The sequence below is a fragment of the Paenibacillus methanolicus genome, assembly GCF_008124765.1.
Lineage (GTDB): Bacteria > Bacillota > Bacilli > Paenibacillales > Paenibacillaceae > Paenibacillus_Z > Paenibacillus_Z methanolicus.
Map to the genome: position 1 here is coordinate 172,634 of NZ_VNHS01000002.1, position 17,301 is coordinate 189,934.

General features: G+C 54.7%; 17 protein-coding genes. 1 reads left to right on the top strand and 16 read right to left on the bottom strand.

Annotated elements, in window-relative coordinates:
* Positions 1 to 81: 81 nt before the first annotated feature.
* The 4 genes from BCM02_RS05530 to BCM02_RS05545 all read right to left on the bottom strand — a co-directional run bounded on the left by BCM02_RS05530 (position 82) and on the right by BCM02_RS05545 (position 1,854).
* Complete coding sequence (locus BCM02_RS05530) at positions 82 to 393, bottom strand: rhodanese-like domain-containing protein (RefSeq protein WP_148928071.1); 312 nt, start codon at positions 391 to 393, stop codon at positions 82 to 84.
* Positions 390 to 776, bottom strand: a complete 387-nt coding sequence (locus BCM02_RS05535; RefSeq protein WP_148928072.1) for a DnaJ family domain-containing protein — start codon at positions 774 to 776, stop codon at positions 390 to 392. The genes BCM02_RS05530 and BCM02_RS05535 overlap by 4 nt, the downstream gene beginning before the upstream one ends.
* Before the next feature lie 348 nt (positions 777 to 1,124).
* Positions 1,125 to 1,436, bottom strand: a complete 312-nt coding sequence (locus BCM02_RS05540; RefSeq protein WP_148928073.1) for a YbjQ family protein — start codon at positions 1,434 to 1,436, stop codon at positions 1,125 to 1,127.
* Positions 1,437 to 1,491: 55 nt separating this feature from the next.
* Complete coding sequence (locus BCM02_RS05545; protein ID WP_187434046.1) at positions 1,492 to 1,854, bottom strand: DUF3889 domain-containing protein; 363 nt, start codon at positions 1,852 to 1,854, stop codon at positions 1,492 to 1,494.
* Positions 1,855 to 2,014: 160 nt separating this feature from the next.
* On the opposite strand from BCM02_RS05545, the gene BCM02_RS05550 reads away from it, so the two are divergent.
* Complete coding sequence (locus BCM02_RS05550; protein WP_246183240.1) at positions 2,015 to 3,241, top strand: MFS transporter; 1,227 nt, start codon at positions 2,015 to 2,017, stop codon at positions 3,239 to 3,241.
* 404 nt (positions 3,242 to 3,645) lie between these two features.
* Here BCM02_RS05550 and BCM02_RS05555 read toward each other — a convergent pair whose 3' ends face one another.
* The 12 genes from BCM02_RS05555 to BCM02_RS05610 form a co-directional block, all read right to left on the bottom strand.
* A complete protein-coding gene (locus BCM02_RS05555; protein ID WP_148928075.1) occupies positions 3,646 to 4,143 on the bottom strand; it encodes a YlbF/YmcA family competence regulator in 498 nt (165 codons plus the stop codon).
* A gap of 18 nt (positions 4,144 to 4,161) precedes the next feature.
* Positions 4,162 to 5,757, bottom strand: coding sequence for a tRNA (N6-isopentenyl adenosine(37)-C2)-methylthiotransferase MiaB (gene miaB / locus BCM02_RS05560; protein WP_148928076.1), 1,596 nt, complete (start codon positions 5,755 to 5,757; stop codon positions 4,162 to 4,164).
* 247 nt (positions 5,758 to 6,004) lie between these two features.
* Positions 6,005 to 6,574, bottom strand: a complete 570-nt coding sequence (pduL, locus tag BCM02_RS05565; RefSeq protein WP_148928077.1) for a phosphate propanoyltransferase — start codon at positions 6,572 to 6,574, stop codon at positions 6,005 to 6,007.
* Positions 6,575 to 6,773: 199 nt separating this feature from the next.
* Entirely contained in the window at positions 6,774 to 7,640 is an 867-nt protein-coding gene (locus tag BCM02_RS05570) for a 2-oxoacid:ferredoxin oxidoreductase subunit beta (RefSeq protein ID WP_148928078.1), read from the bottom strand.
* Positions 7,641 to 9,380 (bottom strand): 2-oxoacid:acceptor oxidoreductase subunit alpha, encoded by a 1,740-nt coding sequence (locus BCM02_RS05575; RefSeq protein WP_148928079.1) that lies wholly within the window; start codon positions 9,378 to 9,380, stop codon positions 7,641 to 7,643. It lies immediately after the preceding gene.
* Between the two features lie 184 nt (positions 9,381 to 9,564).
* Entirely contained in the window at positions 9,565 to 10,518 is a 954-nt protein-coding gene (locus tag BCM02_RS05580) for a dipeptidase (RefSeq protein ID WP_148928080.1), read from the bottom strand.
* 152 nt (positions 10,519 to 10,670) lie between these two features.
* Complete coding sequence (locus BCM02_RS05585) at positions 10,671 to 10,931, bottom strand: stage V sporulation protein S (protein WP_006286829.1); 261 nt, start codon at positions 10,929 to 10,931, stop codon at positions 10,671 to 10,673.
* A gap of 155 nt (positions 10,932 to 11,086) precedes the next feature.
* On the bottom strand, positions 11,087 to 11,881 hold the full coding sequence (locus BCM02_RS05590; RefSeq protein ID WP_148928081.1) for a TIGR00282 family metallophosphoesterase: 795 nt from the start codon (positions 11,879 to 11,881) through the stop codon (positions 11,087 to 11,089).
* A gap of 96 nt (positions 11,882 to 11,977) precedes the next feature.
* Positions 11,978 to 13,519: a ribonuclease Y gene (gene rny, locus BCM02_RS05595; RefSeq protein WP_148928082.1), complete on the bottom strand. Its 1,542-nt coding sequence runs from the start codon at positions 13,517 to 13,519 to the stop codon at positions 11,978 to 11,980.
* A gap of 302 nt (positions 13,520 to 13,821) precedes the next feature.
* Positions 13,822 to 14,523 carry a RecX family transcriptional regulator gene (locus BCM02_RS05600; protein ID WP_148928083.1) on the bottom strand — a complete coding sequence of 234 codons (702 nt, stop codon included), beginning with the start codon at positions 14,521 to 14,523 and terminating at the stop codon, positions 13,822 to 13,824.
* A gap of 97 nt (positions 14,524 to 14,620) precedes the next feature.
* On the bottom strand, positions 14,621 to 15,679 hold the full coding sequence (gene recA, locus BCM02_RS05605; RefSeq protein WP_148928084.1) for a recombinase RecA: 1,059 nt from the start codon (positions 15,677 to 15,679) through the stop codon (positions 14,621 to 14,623).
* Between the two features lie 343 nt (positions 15,680 to 16,022).
* Positions 16,023 to 17,276 (bottom strand): competence/damage-inducible protein A, encoded by a 1,254-nt coding sequence (locus BCM02_RS05610; protein ID WP_148928085.1) that lies wholly within the window; start codon positions 17,274 to 17,276, stop codon positions 16,023 to 16,025.
* Positions 17,277 to 17,301: the final 25 nt, after the last annotated feature.

Here is a 17,301-nt window from a genome sequence, read left to right on the forward strand (position 1 = left end):
AAGCGTATATTGAGCGCGCATACCAAAAAGGACGCATGTACGGCGATCCGTACCTGCGTCCCTGACTTAAATAATATTCGATTATTCGCCGGTTACGATATCGCCGCTCCAAGCGAGCATGCCGCCTTGAACGTTGACGACGTTATAGCCTTGCGGCGCCAAATAGCTGCACACTTTGCCGCTGCGTCCGCCGCTTCGGCAAATGACGTAGATCGGTTGATCGTTCTTCTCGATCTCATCCAGCCGTTCGGTAAACTCGGAGAGCGGAATGAGCTTCGCTTCGGCGATATGGCCATCCTGCCACTCGTCCACTTCGCGCACGTCGATCAAATTCAGCTTCTCGCCCGCTTCCAGACGTTCGCGCAGCTCCGCCGTCGTAATTTCCTGATTCACTGCCGGTCATCTCCTTCTAATTTGCCCTTGATCAGATGCTCGTATTGCGCGTAGGCGGCATTATCGTACAGCCCTTTCGCTTCCGCCATCATCCGGTAACGCAGCCGCTTCTCGTTCAATTGACTCCGCAGCGGTTCGCGCTCTTCATCGCTTGTGCACAGCGCAAGCAACTCCTGCAGCGACGCGATTTCCTTAGCGAGGTGCATCTCGGGCGGCAGGTAGCCGGAATTACGCATGATCTTGTAGCTCATCCGCAAATCTTCGGGGACATGCGACAGATCCTCCAACATCAGCGGCTTGCCTTTGCCTTCAAAATGCTCGAATTCCCCATTCTCCATGGCTTCTCGTATGCGTTCCTCCGCGATAAGCCGGAATATGTCCATTCGGAAGGCCTCCTTCGCAATCACCAGTCTTTCGCGCGCCCGATAGCGGCTAACGGCTCTCTTCATATGCATTGTAAACCGGGCCATCACACGTGTCCAGTCGTAAAAACGGACGCGAACGGCGCGGCGCCAATGCGAAACGGCTAGCGGCGTCTTTTAGCGGCGATGCGCGTTTCATTCCGGATAAGCTGATTGGTTTGCGTTCACAACCCGAAGATGGGGAATGCAGCATTCAGCGACGGAGAATTCTAAGCTCCTTTATATACGCGAAGCTTATAAACGCTTAGAATTAGAAAAAACACTCGCCTTAAAAGCGAGTGTTCCTTCGCGGCTTCCTTCGCCTGCGCTCTACAACCGAACGGCCGTGCCGCTAACCGCGACCATCAGCATGCCGTCCCGGATAACCTCGTAATCGATATCGATGCCGACAACCGCGTTCGCGCCGAGCCTCGACGCATGGCTGCCCATTTCATTGAAAGCAAGGTCTCTGGCTTCCTTCAGCTTCGTCTCGTAAGCACCGGATCGTCCGCCTACGATATCGGTAATCGATGCGAACAAATCTCGGACAATGTTCGCCCCCATGATCGCTTCCCCGGTGACGACGCCAAGGTAATCTTGCACCGGACGTCCTTCGATTGTTGCCGTTGTCGAAAATAACATATCCAAACCCTCCCAACTTTAATAAATTACCATACGCGGCCGATCGGCTCCCGTTTCAGACGATGCGATATTTCGGCTTCCTCATGCCGCCGGCGGACTTTCCTTCTTCGGTGAATTGTAGCCGGACCACCTGCTCGCTTTGATGCTCGAACCAAATTTGGACGGTCACCGCGAATTGGCGCCGCTCTTTGTTCAGAATTAATTTGAACGTCTCCGACACGAGGCCGTCCGAATCGACCTGCCGTCCCACATGCTTATAATCGATGACGTCGGCGTGATAACGCTTGATCGTCTCTTTCACCGCAATTCTTCCCCACTTGGCATAAGACGGTTCTGCGCCGACTTCATCCGGATGCACGAGTCCAACGACTAGCCACACTCCCGTCAATGCCAAGATCATCCAACGATAAGCTTTCATGCGCATCCCTCCTTACGAAAGAACTCGCTGGTAGTTTGCCCCAATCCGCCTTGCCCATACCGCTATTATCGCTTCTCTCAAAAAAAGGATTGTCACTTCTGTCGGCATCCGCTACATTAAGGGGAATTATCGTCCTTATGAAAAAGGAGATGACCGACTCGTGCATGACCCTTTATCTCGACCCGACGACCATCCCGCGATTGCAGCCAACCGTATGGATCATCTCGTCTTTATCGTCGTTACGCTGTTGTACTGGTCGACCCTCTACGTCTATGTCCCTATTCTTTCTCCGTTCCTGAGCGAGCGCGGCTATTCGGGAACATTGATCGGCATCGTGCTTGGCAGTTATGGGTTCACGCAGTTGTTGATTCGGTTCCCGCTGGGCCTCTACTCCGACAAGCTTCACAAGCGCAAGCCATTCCTGCTACTAGGCATGATATCCGGAGCGCTCAGCTGTCTGCTGTTCATGATGCCGGGCTCGTGGGTTTGGCCGCTTGCCGGGCGGATTATCTCGGGCGTATCCGCCTCCGTCTGGGCCGCCTTCACGGTTCTGTATGCGGCTTACTTTCGTTCGTCGGAATCCACGAAGGCGATGAGCAACATTAGCTTCATGACCGCCGCCGGACAGCTCATCGGGATGATCCTCAGCGGCCAGCTCGCCGGCGCGCGCGGGTGGAATGCGGCATTCGCCGCCGGGATCGGCTTCGGCGTCATCGGCCTGGTGATTGCCCTACTCGTGAAGGAGCCCAAGGAAGGCGTGGAACGGGCGCCTATCTCGCTTCGCATGCTGCGCAGCGTCGTGCGGACGCGCCTGCTGATTCAAGTATCTGTACTCTCCATTCTTGCCCACTGCGTGTTGTTCATTACGATGTTCGGCTTTACGCCGCTGCACGCGACGACGCTCGGGGCGACCAAGAGCGAGCTCACCTGGATCGTCATCGCCTTCATGGTGCCGCACGCGTTCACGACCTTCGTGACGGGCCGGTATCTGGCGCCAAAGTTCGGCATCTGGAACGTCATTGCCGCCGGATTCGCGCTGAGCGCCGTCTTTACGCTCGCGATTCCGCTATCCGGCTCGCTCGGGATGTTGGCCGTTACCCAAGCGTTCAACGGCATCGCGCAAGGGCTGCACCTCCCGCTGTTCATGGCACTTGCCATCACCCCGTTCGAAACGGAGAAACGAGCAACGGCCATGGGATTCTATCAAGCCGTCTATAGCGCGGGCATGTTCGCCGGGCCGTTCGTCGCGGGGTTTATGAACGAGCGCTACGGACTCGCGAGCGGATTCTGGCTAGGCGGCGGGATCGCGCTCTTTTCCATGCTGCTTGCCGTACGATGGAGATCAACATCCTCATCCGTCGCTGGTCAGCGCACGCTTTCCGGCTAAAAAAACATTTACGCTCCCCGATCAACGCCAAAAGAGCGGCTACTCCCATTCGTCGTCCGACGCTTCGGGAAAGCCGCTCTTCGCGTGTCTCTTGCCTCACTTCGATTTCTTCTTCGCGGCCGAACGTCCTTGATGCTCCGGACCGTTCGACGCCGGTTCTTTCTTCTGAGATCCGTTGTCGCTCATCGCGCTTCCCTCCTCCGCGTTACTTCCGGCTGTTTCATATGCCTTCGTTAGGATCGGACATGGTCTTGTCCTTTATGCGCGGGCGGTTACGGCACTTATTACCGTACTCGGGTGGCGTGATTCTTCTAAATTCTTGTAATTGGAAAAAGGCGGTCCCTGCGTCACTCTTCGTAACGCTAGAACCGCCCTATCGCGTCAAACGCGTGCCGAATTACGATCTAGTCGCAGTTCTCCGGCGCTTCTTGCTCGACGTCTTCCATGTTGATTTTCGTCGCTACCGTATCGCGGATGATCGAGACGACCGTCTGCAGCAGGTAGTTGATGTCCGCTTGACTTTGCTGGAATTCTCCGATGATCGGAATGCCGTCCAGCTCATCCTGCAGCTCGTCGATTTCCTTCTCGATCTTGGCGACCATCTCGGCATTCTTGAACGTGTTCTGGAACGCGACGAGCTCTTTCTGTTTCTTCTTGATCTGCGCGATCAGCCCTTGAATGCGTTCGTTGCCGTTGATCTGCTGTTCTGCACGGCGAAACTGCTGCACTTCCTCCGCGGTATACAACATTTCGGCCAGTTCTTTCGTCTTGGCCATAATATCCGCGCGCACGATCAAATCTTCCGTGCGGAAACTCGGCACATTGCTCTCATGTTCGTGTCCTTGAATATGCTCATGTCCGCAGCCAGGCAAGGATGCCGCAGTCGCTTGTTCGTTCGTCATTGTCGTCACTCTCCTCAGTTATGAAACCGCGTCTTCCCTTACCGGTCCGCTCACGGGTGTTGCTTTAATGTACCACGTCTGCGCGTCGGTTACCTCGACCTGGACGAATTCGCCGATCCACTCTTTCGGGCCTTCGAAGTGAACCAGTTTGTTCGTCCGCGTCCGTCCGGCCAACACGTTCGCATTGTTCTTGCTCTCGCCTTCGACGAGTACTTCCACGATCTGCCCCTTCAGCTTCTCGTAGCTCTCCCGGCTCAGTTCCGACAGCAGGTCGTTCAGGCGATACAACCGTGCCTTTTTCACCTGCTCCGGCACGTTGTCCTCCATGCCCGCGGCCGGCGTGCCTTCGCGCGGCGAGTAGATGAACGTATACGCCATATCGAAGCCGACCTCGCGCACGAGCGACAGCGTGTCTTCGAACTGCTCGTCCGTCTCGCCCGGGAAGCCGACGATGATGTCGGAGGTCAGCACGACGTCCGGAATCGCCAGTTTGATTTTGCGAACCAGTTCCAGGAACGTCTCGCGGGAGTACTTTCGGCTCATCCGCTTCAAAATTTCCGTGCTGCCGGACTGCACCGGCAGGTGAATGTGCTCAACCAGGTTGCCGCGTTTCGCCAGCACCTCGATCAAGTGATCGTCGAAATCGCGCGGGTGGCTCGTCGTGAAACGGATGCGCGGGATGTTGATTTTGCGGATATCGTCCATCAAATCGCCGAAGCGGTAATGAATGTCCTCGAAATCCTTGCCGTACGCGTTCACGTTCTGACCCAGCAGCGTAATTTCTTTGAATCCTTGACGCGCCAAGTCGCGCACTTCGGCGATCACATCTTCCGGCCTGCGGCTCCGTTCCTTGCCACGCGTGTACGGCACGATGCAGTAGGTACAGAACTTGTCGCAGCCGTACATAATATTCACCCACGCCCGCATGCCTTCGCGCTTCTTCGGCATGTTCTCGATAATGTCGCCTTCCTTCGACCACACCTCGACGACGAGCTCCTTGCTGAACAAGGCCGTCTGGATCAAATGCGGGAGACGATGAATGTTATGCGTGCCGAAAATAATGTCCACGAACGCGTGCTTCTGCAGAATTCGGGCCACGACCGATTCTTCCTGCGACATGCAACCGCACACGCCGAGAATCAAATCCGGCTTCTCTCGCTTCAGATGCTTCAGGTGGCCAAGCTCGCCGAATACCTTGTCCTCCGCATTCTCGCGGATCGCGCATGTATTCAGCAGAATGACGTCCGCCTGTCTACGGTCCTCGGTGGCCGTATAGCCCATTTGCTCGAACAGGCCCTTCATGACCTCCGTGTCATGCTCGTTCATCTGACAGCCGTATGTATAGATCAGATAATATTTATTCGCCCCAATCGACCGCAAGTCTTCGGGAATCGTATAGTCGTAATGGACTTGGATCTCTTCTTTGCCGCGTTTCTTCTCGTCTTTCAGGCTTGGCGCGGAATTGATCGTAATCTCCCTGCCGCTAATACGGTAGGTCGTATGACCGTCCTCTTCCTTCACCACTTTGGCGCCCGAAAAATCGAAGTATTTCGCGTAGTCCTTCTCGCCCTTGACGGCTTTCAAATCGGGTGAGCTGTCGTTCTCTCTCTTCATCTGAGCTTCACTTCCTTTGGCGCGCGGCGCAGGCTGCCGCAAGTCTTCTTTCATCCCAGTAGAAAAAATGCAAGCGCAATCCAATACGATATTATAGCACTATCGCATTTACATATCCAACCGAAAATATAATATGCCCCATGAAAATACGACGTGCCTCCGCGCGCTTTCGTGAAATGCAAAACTCCCGCCGCTGCCGTCGCGGGCAGTTGCGGGAGTATAAGCAAGTCCATATAAGAAGGAGCCGTTAACCGATAATCTCGGCCATGTCGCCCGTCTTGGCGCCGGCCGCGTTCGCTTCATCGGTATCGATATGCATATCGAGGGCGAACTCCGGCGACACGCGCGCGATGACGTTCTCCAACACAAGACCGCGCTCGCCTTGTAGGCGAACCGTCAGGTGCTGCTTGTCCGCGATGCCGAAGCGCTCCGCGTCGTCCGTGTGGAAGTGAATATGGCGGGCTGCCACGATCACGCCTTCCGAGATCGTCACTTCGCCTGCCGGTCCTTTGAGCGTGATGCCCGGCGTGCCTTCAATATTGCCGGATTCGCGTACGGGCGGGTTGACGCCTAGCGCGAACGCATCCGTGCGCGATACTTCGAGCTGCGTCGCTTTGCGAGCGGGTCCGAGAATACGCACTTTCGGGAACGTGCCTTTCGGTCCGATGACGGCAACCTGTTCATTCGCCGCATATTGGCCGGGCTGGGATAACGGCTTCATCTCCGTTAATTGCGCGCCTTCGCCGAAGAGCACCTCCACGTGCTCCTGCGAGAGGTGAATGTGCCTGGCGGATACGCCTACCGGTACGAGTTTCATTCCATTCATCATCCTTTCCAATCCATCTCCGTACTCTAACTGTGTCCAAACCAAGGTGAAACGGCTGCGCCGTCTTATGCGGCGCAGCGCGTTACATTCCGGAGAAATACAAGATGATTGATATGCGTAAAACATATAAAACCTTGTATTTGCATCAAAAGGCATACGGCCCAATCGGCCCGTATGCCCCTGGCGAGTCTTATTTAAACTCTGCAAGCAGTTTCTCGAACTGATCCTGCGAAAGCTGGATGTCTTGATTAGCCAAGCCTTGCTCTTGGAAGCCGGCGACGAGATTCTCATACGATTGACGTTCCTTATTCTGATAAATCAATCCTGTAAGCATGCCGTTCGTTTCCATAATCTTGTTCATCGCGGCCATCCGGTTCGTTGGATCGTAATCCGGGAACTGATCCAGGTTGACGATGTTCTCTTTGAACCAGTCGTACGTATTTACTTTGTTGAATGTCACGCAAGGGCTGAATACGTTGATCAGCGAGAAACCTTTATGGTTCAAGCCTGCCTCGATTAGCGCCGTCAGCTGCTTCAGATCGCTCGAGAACGACTGCGCCACGAATGTCGCGCCCGCCGACATCGCAATCTCGAGCGGCGATAGCGTTGTCTCGATGGAGCCTTCCGGCGTCGATTTCGTCTTGAAGCCTTCCGCGCTGCGCGGGGATGTTTGACCCTTGGTTAATCCATAAATTTGATTATCCATGACGATATACGTAATGTCAAGGTTACGACGGATCGCATGGACGGTGTGCCCCATGCCGATCGCGAAGCCGTCGCCGTCGCCGCCCGATGCGATGACGGTCAGCTCGCGGTTCGCCAGCTTGACGCCCTGCGCGATTGGCAGCGCGCGTCCGTGGATGCCGTGCAAACCGTAAGCGTTAATATAACCGGAGATCCGGCCCGAGCAGCCAATGCCCGAAATGACCGCGAGCTGCTCCGGTTCCAGACCGACGTTCGCCGCAGCCCGTTGAATCGCCGCTTGCACGGAGAAGTCGCCGCACCCCGGACACCAGTTCGGCTTGACGTTGTTGCGAAACTCTTTAAATGTAGCCATCTAGTTCAACTCCTTGCAAGCTTTGTACACTTCGGAAGGCAGGAACGGGTTGCCGTCGTACTTTAGCACGCTTTCGATTTTGTCGGCGCCGCCCGCATGCAGCTTCACTTGCGCCGCCAGCTGAGCCGTCGCGTTATTCTCCAGCACGACGACCTTCTTCGCTTTATTCAGTTCCGCTTTGACGATGTCAGTCGGGAACGGGTGAATTTGTCGGATCGTGATGTGGTTGGATGTAATGCCTTCACCGACCAGACGGCTGCGCGCCTCGTCGATCGTGCCGCCCGTGGAACCCATGCCGATGATGAGCAGGTCCGCTTGCGCGTTCGGCGAATCGGCGCGTACCGCGTCGCGGATGACCAGGCCGTCCAGCTTCGTCAAACGCTTATCCATCATGCGTTGACGGTTGCCGGCGTTCTCGGACGGTCGACCCGTCTCGTCATGCTCGACGCCGGTCACGTGGTGAAGGCCGTGCTTGTCGCCCGGAATGACGCGAGGCGATACGCCGTCTGCCGTCAGCTCATAACGCTTGAAGAGCTGATGCTGCTCGAGTTCGGACAACTCGCTCTCTCGGACCAGCTTGCCGCGGTTGATCACGATTTTGTCCAGGCTCAACTCCTCGCAGGACTGTTTGCCCAAGGACAGTTGAAGGTCGGTCATCACGATAACCGGCACTTGATACTGCTCGGAAAGGTTGAACGCTTCGATCATGTCGTAGAAGCAATCTTCGATCGAGGCAGGCGCGATGACGATCTTCGGAATCTCGCCGTGCGTGCCATATACCATCGCGTTCAAGTCGGACTGCTCCTGCTTCGTAGGCAGACCGGTGGACGGACCGCCGCGCTGCGTATTCACGATGACGAGCGGCGTCTCGGTCATGCCCGCGAGGCCGATCGCCTCCATCATGAGGGCCAAACCGGGTCCGGCCGATGCCGTCATCGTACGAACGCCCGCGTAGTTCGCGCCGATCGCCATCGTGACTGCCGCAATCTCGTCTTCGGTCTGAACGACCGTGCCGCCGAACTTCGGCAGTTTCTTAATGAGGTATTCCATAATTTCGGAGGCCGGCGTGATCGGATAGGCAGACATGAGCCGGCAGCCCGCCGCGACGGAACCGAGACCGATCGCTTCGTTCCCGATCATGAACAGCTTTTGCTTGCCATCCGCTTCATCCAGCTTGAAGGCGTCCAGCGGTCCGCCTGCTTGCTCCAGGACGAACTCCGCGCCGCGCTTAACCGCTTCGACGTTCTTCTCGACGATCGCCGGGCCTTTGCGTCCGAACTCTTCTTCCACCGCTTTGTTGAATACTTCGAGGGGCAGTCCAAGCAGCGCCCAGGACGCGCCCGATGCCACCATGTTCTTCATGAGCGAGGTGCCGAGCTCCTCGGCGATCTTCGTGATCGGTACCGCGAACAGTTGCGCGTTGACCGTCTCGGGAAGAACGGGGTTAAACTTCGCATCCGCCACGACGACTCCGCCCGGACGGAGTTCATGGGCGTTGAGATCGATACTCTCTTGGTCGAATGCGACCAGAATATCCAAGTCGTCGGAAATCGCCCGAATCGGATGCGTGCTGATCCGGATCTTGTTATTCGTATGCCCGCCTTTGATGCGGGACGAGAAATGACGGTAACCGTACAGATAATAGCCCAACCGGTTAAGAGCGGTCGAGAAAATGCGATCCGTACTTTCTACTCCTTCCCCCTGTTGTCCTCCGATCTTCCAAGACAGCTGACTAATCAAATGAAACATCTCCTCTTATTTGAACATACAAGCGATGAATGTTGGCCATAGTAATTTGGTGCATTTGTAAACAAAACAATATCTAAATTCTATGACTGCTCCTGTTAAAATGCAAGGGATTATGCAATTTTATATATAACTGTTTTCAATCGAATTCATATCGGAACGAGATAAACGACGCGGCTTAGTTCGTCGCCGGAAGATGGTTTCGCAAGAAGCGAAACGCATTGTCTTTAAGGAATCCGGAGACCGTTTCCTCTTTATACAATTTATGAAGCGCTTCCCTAAACCTGTACAATTCGCCCGGATGCGCCAGACCGGTCACATGCGTATCGATGCCGTCGAAATCCGATCCCAGCATAATATGCGATTCTCCCCCCAATTCGCACATGTGCTCGATATGCTTCACGCAATCGCTCACCGACGCATGGCCGTCTTGCACGATAAATTGCGGCACGTATGTAAATCCGATCCTTCCATCCATCGCGATGAGCGCGCGGATTTGATCGTCGGTCAAATTACGCGGATGGTCGCATAACGCTTTGACGTTGGAATGGGATGCGATCAGCGGTTTGCTAGTCGCGTCGGCCATGTCCCAGAACGACTTCTCGCTCAAATGCGACACATCCAATAGAATGCCCAGCCGGTTGCATTCCCGCACGAACTCCAGTCCTTTCCTCGTCAGACCGCCTGCCCGTGGTTCCGTCGCGCCATCTGCTCCCCAATTCGCGTTGTTCCATGTCAATCCGCAAGCTCGTACGCCAAGCCGGAACAAAATCCGCAGCATGGCCATGTCTCCTTGCAGTCCATCGGCGCCTTCGAGCGAGAGCAGCGCGCCTATACGGCCGGATTGCTCTGCAGTGTCCAGATCCCGTCTGGTCTGAATGAGCATCATATCGGGGTGCGCTAGCACTTTCTCATAAAATAGATCAATGCTCTTCAGTACCGGCTCCATGTTTTTGGAGATGGCGCTTGATATAAAAATCGCGAACGTCTGGAGCCCCGCTCCTGCTTCGCGCAGCCTAGTCAGCGTCACATCCAGCTTTCCCGAAGGATCGTGTTCGAACGATAACGTCTCATCGTCCAGCAGCTTCCATAATACATCGCAATGGAAATCCGCGCTTCTTCCTTGATTCATCTTCCTACGCTCCTTCGCCCTTCATCTACCGGCCGCGCTTCAAACAAGATGATGGATAAGCAAGAAATTTATAAACCCTTGTATTTCAAAGCAAAAAACCTGTCTACGGGGTAAACAGGTTCCATCGGAACACTCTTATATAGGCAGCACCGCTATCTTGGCTCGACGATGAGCTTAATGGCAGTGCGGTCTTCTCCATCTATAACGATGTCGGTAAAAGCCGGGATGCAAATTAAATCGACGCCGCTTGGCGCCACGAATCCGCGAGCGATGGCAACTGCCTTTATGGCTTGATTCAACGCACCAGCCCCGATTGCCTGCAATTCAGCCGCGCCGCGCTCACGAAGGACGCCCGCCAGCGCTCCTGCTACGGAATTTGGATTGGACTTTGCTGAAACTTTTAAGACTTCCATGAAAAAGTACCTCCTCGGGAAAGATGGATGAATACCACTATTTAGATAGTATTCGAGAGAAGCAATAAAATTCCTTCTTTCTGGCCGGGAGTTTGCAAAGTCTTCCGAATTGCGAGAATTTTCGTATATTCTATTTTGAGCTGCTATAGCCTTGCTTACATCATCATAAGATCGGTCTCGGTCAAACGGATTTTTTGGATCCGCTTCGCTTTGCCCGTGGCATCGTCCAGATCAACCAACACGGCATGGAAATGCCAGTCGCCTTCATCTACCACGAATCGAACCGGCAGTTGCGTCTTGAACTTGTGCAGCACCGCCGTCCGCTCCATGCCGAGCACGCCGTTAATCGGTCCGCACATGCCGACGTCAGTCAAATACGCCGTACCTTCCGGCAAAATACGGTCATCGTTCGTCTGAACATGCGTATGCGTGCCAACCACCAAAGACGCGCGTCCGTCCAAATGCCAGCCCATGGCGATCTTCTCGGACGTGGCTTCCGCATGGAAATCGACGAGAATGCATTTCGTTCTCTGCCGCAATTGTTCGATCAACTCATCCGCCTTTGCGAAAGGGCAGTCGATCGCCGGCAGAAACGTACGGCCCTGCAAGTTGACGATGGCAAGTTCCTTGCCGCCTGCTTTAATGATCATCGCGCCTTGTCCCGGCGCGCCTGCCGGAAAATTCGCCGGACGAACCAGTCGCTGCTGTTCATCGATCCACTCGAATATCTCTTTATTGTCCCATGTATGGTTGCCCATCGTAATGCCGTGCACGCCCGCATCCAGCAGTTCCTTCACGATCGCCGCCGTAATGCCGCGGCCAGCAGCCGCGTTCTCGCCATTGGCGATAATGATGTGCGGATTATATTTGGACTTCAAAGCAGGCAGCGCCTTCTTCACGGCCGCGCGGCCCACGCTTCCCACGATATCCCCGATGAATAACACGTTCATGTTTCGTACCTCGTTTCATGTGCTCTTTCTTTCGTCCCCAGAAAATCCGAAAAGTGGCTGCATCGCAGCCACTTTCAGCAATTCATGCGTATTCGATTACTTCGCGTATTCGACCGCGCGCGTTTCCCGAATAACCGTGACCTTGATGTGACCCGGATAATCGAGCTCGCTTTCGATCTTCTTCGTAATATCCCGCGCCAGACGGAAGGCATCGGTATCGTCGATTTTGTCCGGCTGAACCATGACGCGAACTTCGCGTCCTGCTTGGATCGCATACGATTTCTCGACGCCGTCGAACGATTCCGTAATATCTTCCAGCTTCTCCAGCCGCTTGATATACGTCTCCAGCGTTTCTCTTCTCGCTCCCGGACGGGCTGCCGACAAGGCATCCGCCGCGCCTACGAGCATCGCGATGACCGAAGTCGCTTCGCAATCGCCGTGGTGAGACGCAATACTGTTGATAACGACCGGATGTTCTTTGTATTTCTTCGCAAGCTCGACGCCGATCTCGACGTGGGAGCCTTCCACTTCATGGTCAAGCGCTTTGCCGATATCGTGCAGCAGACCCGCGCGCTTCGCGAGCGTAATGTCTACGCCGAGCTCGGCAGCCATGAGGCCGGTCAAATAAGCAACCTCCATGGAATGCTTCAGCACGTTCTGGCCGTAGCTTGTCCGATAACGCAGACGACCGAGAATTTTGATCAAATCCGGATGCAGGCCGTGTACGCCGACTTCAAATGTAGCTTGCTCGCCGTATTCGCGAATACGCTCGTCCACTTCACGGCGGGATTTCTCCACCATCTCTTCGATGCGAGCCGGGTGGATCCGGCCGTCCGCGACGAGTTTCTCCAGCGATGTACGGGCAATCTCGCGGCGAATTGGATCAAAGCCGGACAAGATGACCGCTTCCGGTGTATCGTCGATGATGAGATCGATACCGGTCAACGTTTCCAAAGCGCGAATATTGCGTCCTTCGCGACCGATAATACGGCCTTTCATTTCCTCGTTCGGAAGCGCTACGACCGACACGGTCGTCTCCGCAACGTGGTCAGCCGCACAACGTTGAATGGCCAGCGAGATAATATCGCGCGCTTTTTTGTCCGCTTCTTCTTTCGCCTGCGATTCGATTTCCTTGATCATCTGAGCCGTCTCGTGCCGTACTTCTTGCTCGACGCTCTGGAGAATGATCGTTTTGGCTTCTTCCATCGTCAGGTTCGAGATGCGCTCCAGTTCGCTTACTTGCTGCTTGTAGAGCGAATCGATTGTCTCTTGTGTCTCTTCGATCCGTTTCTCTTTGTTGGCGACTAGTTCTTCTTTGCGTTCCAGTGCTTCTATTTTCTTATCCAGCGACTCTTCTTTCTGTACGAGCCGTCGCTCTTGACGCTGTACCTCGTTACGACGTTCGCGAATGTCTCTCTCGGCCTCGGTACGGAGCTTGTGGACTTCGTCTTTCGCTTCGAGGACCGTTTCTTTCTTCAGCGCTTCCGCATCTTTGCGCGCGTTGTCAACGATTTGACCGGCGGCATGCTCAGCGCTTGAAATCTTGGCCTCGGCGAGTAACTTCCGAATATAATAGCCTAGTCCAAAGAAAATCAAGCCAACAAGGAGAATGATCAGAAGCCAGAGCCAGGTTGCCATATCTTTCTCACCTCCTCATTGCACCACCAAGGCATACGCCCGGGTAAGTTATTTGGTTTTCATTGAAATACAAGAATTTATAAGTTTCACGCTTATAAAACAACTTGTATTTCTCCGGAACGAAACTTGCACCGCCATAGACGGCGAAGCCTTTTCGCCTTGTGTTACGGTACTAGCCGGTTTTCATCCCGCTTCAACAATCATGTTTGGTGACGAAAATGATCGCTTCTACGAATCAATCTTTGGAAGGAAAATTGATTCATGATAAAGGAATACATCATTCATTTTATCTGTTGATAAAATCAATTGTCAAGCATGTCAGGTTCATCCTCCGTTTCGGACTGCCTGACCGCCTGTCGTATCGCCTCTTTCACCACGCTGCCGGGAAATCCTCTGCGCAGCAGATAGCCCATCAGCTTATGCCGTCGCTCGCGAGGCTCTCCTTTAATATACGGCCACTTCTTGATGGCCGCGCGTACGGCTATGGACGTCTCTTCTTCCGCGTCGAGCTCGTCCGTCGCTTCCTTGGCCGTCTCCTTCGCGATTCCCCGCATACGCAGCTCCTGCCGCAGCAGCAATCTGCCCTTCGCTTGGCCACGAAGCCGGGAAGCGGCGAATCGGCTGGCGTAATCGGCATCATCGACCAATCGTTCTTGTTTTAATCTGGCGATCGCTTGCTCCGCCGCCTGCTCATCGATCCCTTTGCGCGCCAAGTACTGGGCCATTTCTTTATGCGTTCTCGGCCGATGGCCCAAATATTGAATGCCTAAGGCATATGCGCGGTGCTTTGTATCTTCCTCCGCGATCTCTTTCAGCTCTTCCGGATGAATCTCCCGCCCTTTAAATAGTCGGAACTTAATCATGATGTCTTCGTGCACGGCGATAAACGGTTGATCCTGGCTGCCGTCCACAAACAAATTGTACCTATACTTTTCTTTGCGGATTTGCTCGACTGACGTAATTCGGACCGTCTGAGCGCCCTCCGCTTGCTCCTGTTCGTTCAACGCAAACTTGCCTCCTTAATATGCCAAAAGCAGAACAAGGCGCCTGAGGGCCCTGTTCTGCTCCATATCCGGTCTTATATAAGCTGACGCTTCGGACTTACAGTTCGAGCTCCAGCTCGTCCTCGTCTTCGTCGTCCGTGCTGAAGCCGCCAGCGTCGAGCGCTGCCGCTGCCGCCAAATTGCTCGCTTCCCGGATTTGCTTCTCGATTACGTTCGAGATGTCTTTATGATCCTTCAAAAATTGCTTGGCGTTCTCCCGACCTTGGCCCAGACGCTCGCCGTTAAAGGAGAACCAGGCGCCGCTCTTCTGAACGATATCCATCTCGACGCCAATGTCGATGATGCTGCCTTCTTTGGAAATGCCTTCGCCGTACATGATATCGACTTCCGCCTGTTTGAACGGAGGCGCTACTTTGTTCTTGACGACCTTCACGCGTGTACGGTTACCGACCATGTCGTTACCTTGTTTGATCGTCTCTACGCGGCGAACGTCAAGACGTACGCTGGAATAGAACTTAAGCGCGCGCCCGCCTGGCGTCGTCTCCGGGTTGCCGAACATAACGCCGACTTTCTCGCGAAGCTGGTTGATGAAGATCGCGATCGTCTTCGATTTGCTGATCGCGCCGGACAGCTTGCGCAGCGCTTGAGACATCAGACGCGCTTGCAGACCTACGTGCGAATCACCCATCTCGCCTTCGATCTCGGCTTTCGGCACGAGTGCGGCTACCGAGTCGATTACGATGATGTCGACCGCGCCGCTGCGAACGAGCGCCTCCGCGATCTCGAGCGCCTGCTCGCCCGTATCCGGCTGGGAGAGCAGCAACTCGTCGATGTTAACGCCAAGCTTGCTCGCGTAGAGCGGGTCGAGCGCGTGCTCCGCGTCGATAAATGCGGCTTGTCCGCCGGAACGTTGTACTTCGGAAATCGCGTGAAGCGCGACTGTAGTCTTACCGGAAGATTCCGGTCCATAGATTTCAATAATTCGGCCTCTTGGATATCCGCCGATTCCAAGGGCAATATCTAATGCCAGCGAACCGCTGGATACTGTTTCGACAGTCATGTTCGCGGATTCGCCAAGCTTCATTATAGAACCTTTACCAAACTGTTTCTCGATTTGACGCAAAGCCATCTCGAGCGCTGCGCGACGATCTGACAACGCATTCACACCCTTTTCGATTGATAGTTTCATGATACCTTGTTTTGTTCTCGATTACAATACTTTTTACGAACATATATTCTTATTTTTTCTTCCAGACGGATGAATCAAAGTGAAACGGCATTCGTCGTCCTTGGCGACGGAGCGTGTTTCATTTTGGAGAAATACAAATTGATTAAGACGTGTAAACGTAAAATCTCTTGTAGTTCAAAAAAAAAACCGCGGCAAAGTATTCTTCGCCACGGTTCTTCCGTCAGTTACTGTCGATTATAGAGGAAACTCGGACAACGGACAAGCTAATTTTGCGAGTTGTCACAACTTAGCCATACTTATCGTTCGCCTACTACTCTGGAGACTTAAGCAACTGCCATAACCGGTACAGCGCCGACTTCACGGCACGCGTACGGATGATGCTCCTGTTCCCGCTCAAATGGGCCGTATGAACGATCGTCGGTTTCCCCCGTCTCGATAGGCCAAAGTAGACCAAACCTACAGGCTTGCCTTCCGCTTCGGATGGTCCCGCCACGCCGGTCAGCGAGATGCCGTAATCGCTGTCCGTCAGCTCCCTCACCCGCTCCGCCATGAGCGACGCCGTGGACTCGCTGATCGCGCCGGGCGCGCCTTCTCCTTCGAGCTGCGACATCGGAATGCCGAGCAGCTTATGCTTCATCTCGTTCGTATATGTGACCACGCCTCCGATGAATTCCCCGCTGCTGCCCGGGACATTCGTAATCAGTTCCGCGAACAGTCCACCGGTCAGACTCTCGGCGCTCGCCAGTTTGAATCGCGATAAGCGCAGCAAGCGCACGATCGCTTCTTCAAGCGGGATATCCTCCCGGGCGTACAGGTATTGACCCACGCGCTCCGCGATCTCTGTCTCCAGCACGTCGAGCCTCGCGGACGCTTCGAACTCCGCGTGCGCTTTCGTCGCGATGCGGATCGCAACTTCGCCCTCCTTCGCGTAGGGCGCGATGGTCGGGTCCGTCTGGGCGTCGATCAGGTCGATCAAAGCCGCTTCCAAGCTCGACTCGCCGATGCCGGCAAACTTCAGCGTACGCGAGAACAGCCGTCTCTCCTCGCCCATAACCGATCTAAGCCAAGCTTTGCCGGGACCGTCGAACATCGGCTTCATTTCGCGCGGCGGGCCTGGCAGCAGCAAATAATGCGTGCCTTCCACGGTCAGCGCGTTACCCACGGCTAACCCCGCTTCGTTGGCCAGCGGCGCGCTGCCTACGATCGAGTTGGCCTGACGCCGGTTGCTCTCGACCATATGCACGCCTCTCGTCGCGAAGAACTGTTCGATTTTGGCCATCGACGGGCCATGCTGTTCGATTTCGGCTTTCAAATAGTTCGCCAGCGCATCCTTCGTTAAATCATCCTGCGTTGGACCCAGTCCGCCCGTGAAGACGATGAGATCGGCGCGGCCTCGAGCCAGCTCGATCGCTTGGCGGATGCGTCCTTCGTTGTCGCCGACGACCGTTTGGAAATAAACGTCGATCCCAAGTTCCGCGAGTCCTTGAGACAAATAAGTCGCGTTCGTGTTTACCGTCTGACCAAGCAACAATTCCGTGCCAACCGCTATGATTTCTGCGCGCATACCACACCGCTCCATTCCCAAGAAG

What these genes read in the sequence shown, in the direction of transcription:
- BCM02_RS05540 (WP_148928073.1), bottom strand. Translation starts at nt 1,436, where the DNA reads ATGTTATTTTCGACAACGGCAACAATCGAAGGACGTCCGGTGCAAGAT.
- BCM02_RS05555 (WP_148928075.1), bottom strand. Translation starts at nt 4,143, where the DNA reads ATGACGAACGAACAAGCGACTGCGGCATCCTTGCCTGGCTGCGGACAT.
- BCM02_RS05535 (WP_148928072.1), bottom strand. Translation starts at nt 776, where the DNA reads ATGGACATATTCCGGCTTATCGCGGAGGAACGCATACGAGAAGCCATG.
- BCM02_RS05585 (WP_006286829.1), bottom strand. Translation starts at nt 10,931, where the DNA reads ATGGAAGTCTTAAAAGTTTCAGCAAAGTCCAATCCAAATTCCGTAGCA.
- BCM02_RS05545 (WP_187434046.1), bottom strand. Translation starts at nt 1,854, where the DNA reads ATGAAAGCTTATCGTTGGATGATCTTGGCATTGACGGGAGTGTGGCTA.
- BCM02_RS05590 (WP_148928081.1), bottom strand. Translation starts at nt 11,881, where the DNA reads ATGAACGTGTTATTCATCGGGGATATCGTGGGAAGCGTGGGCCGCGCG.
- BCM02_RS05570 (WP_148928078.1), bottom strand. Translation starts at nt 7,640, where the DNA reads ATGGCTACATTTAAAGAGTTTCGCAACAACGTCAAGCCGAACTGGTGT.
- rny (WP_148928082.1), bottom strand. Translation starts at nt 13,519, where the DNA reads ATGGCAACCTGGCTCTGGCTTCTGATCATTCTCCTTGTTGGCTTGATT.
- BCM02_RS05580 (WP_148928080.1), bottom strand. Translation starts at nt 10,518, where the DNA reads ATGAATCAAGGAAGAAGCGCGGATTTCCATTGCGATGTATTATGGAAG.
- BCM02_RS05610 (WP_148928085.1), bottom strand. Translation starts at nt 17,276, where the DNA reads ATGCGCGCAGAAATCATAGCGGTTGGCACGGAATTGTTGCTTGGTCAG.
- pduL (WP_148928077.1), bottom strand. Translation starts at nt 6,574, where the DNA reads ATGAAACTCGTACCGGTAGGCGTATCCGCCAGGCACATTCACCTCTCG.
- miaB (WP_148928076.1), bottom strand. Translation starts at nt 5,757, where the DNA reads ATGAAGAGAGAGAACGACAGCTCACCCGATTTGAAAGCCGTCAAGGGC.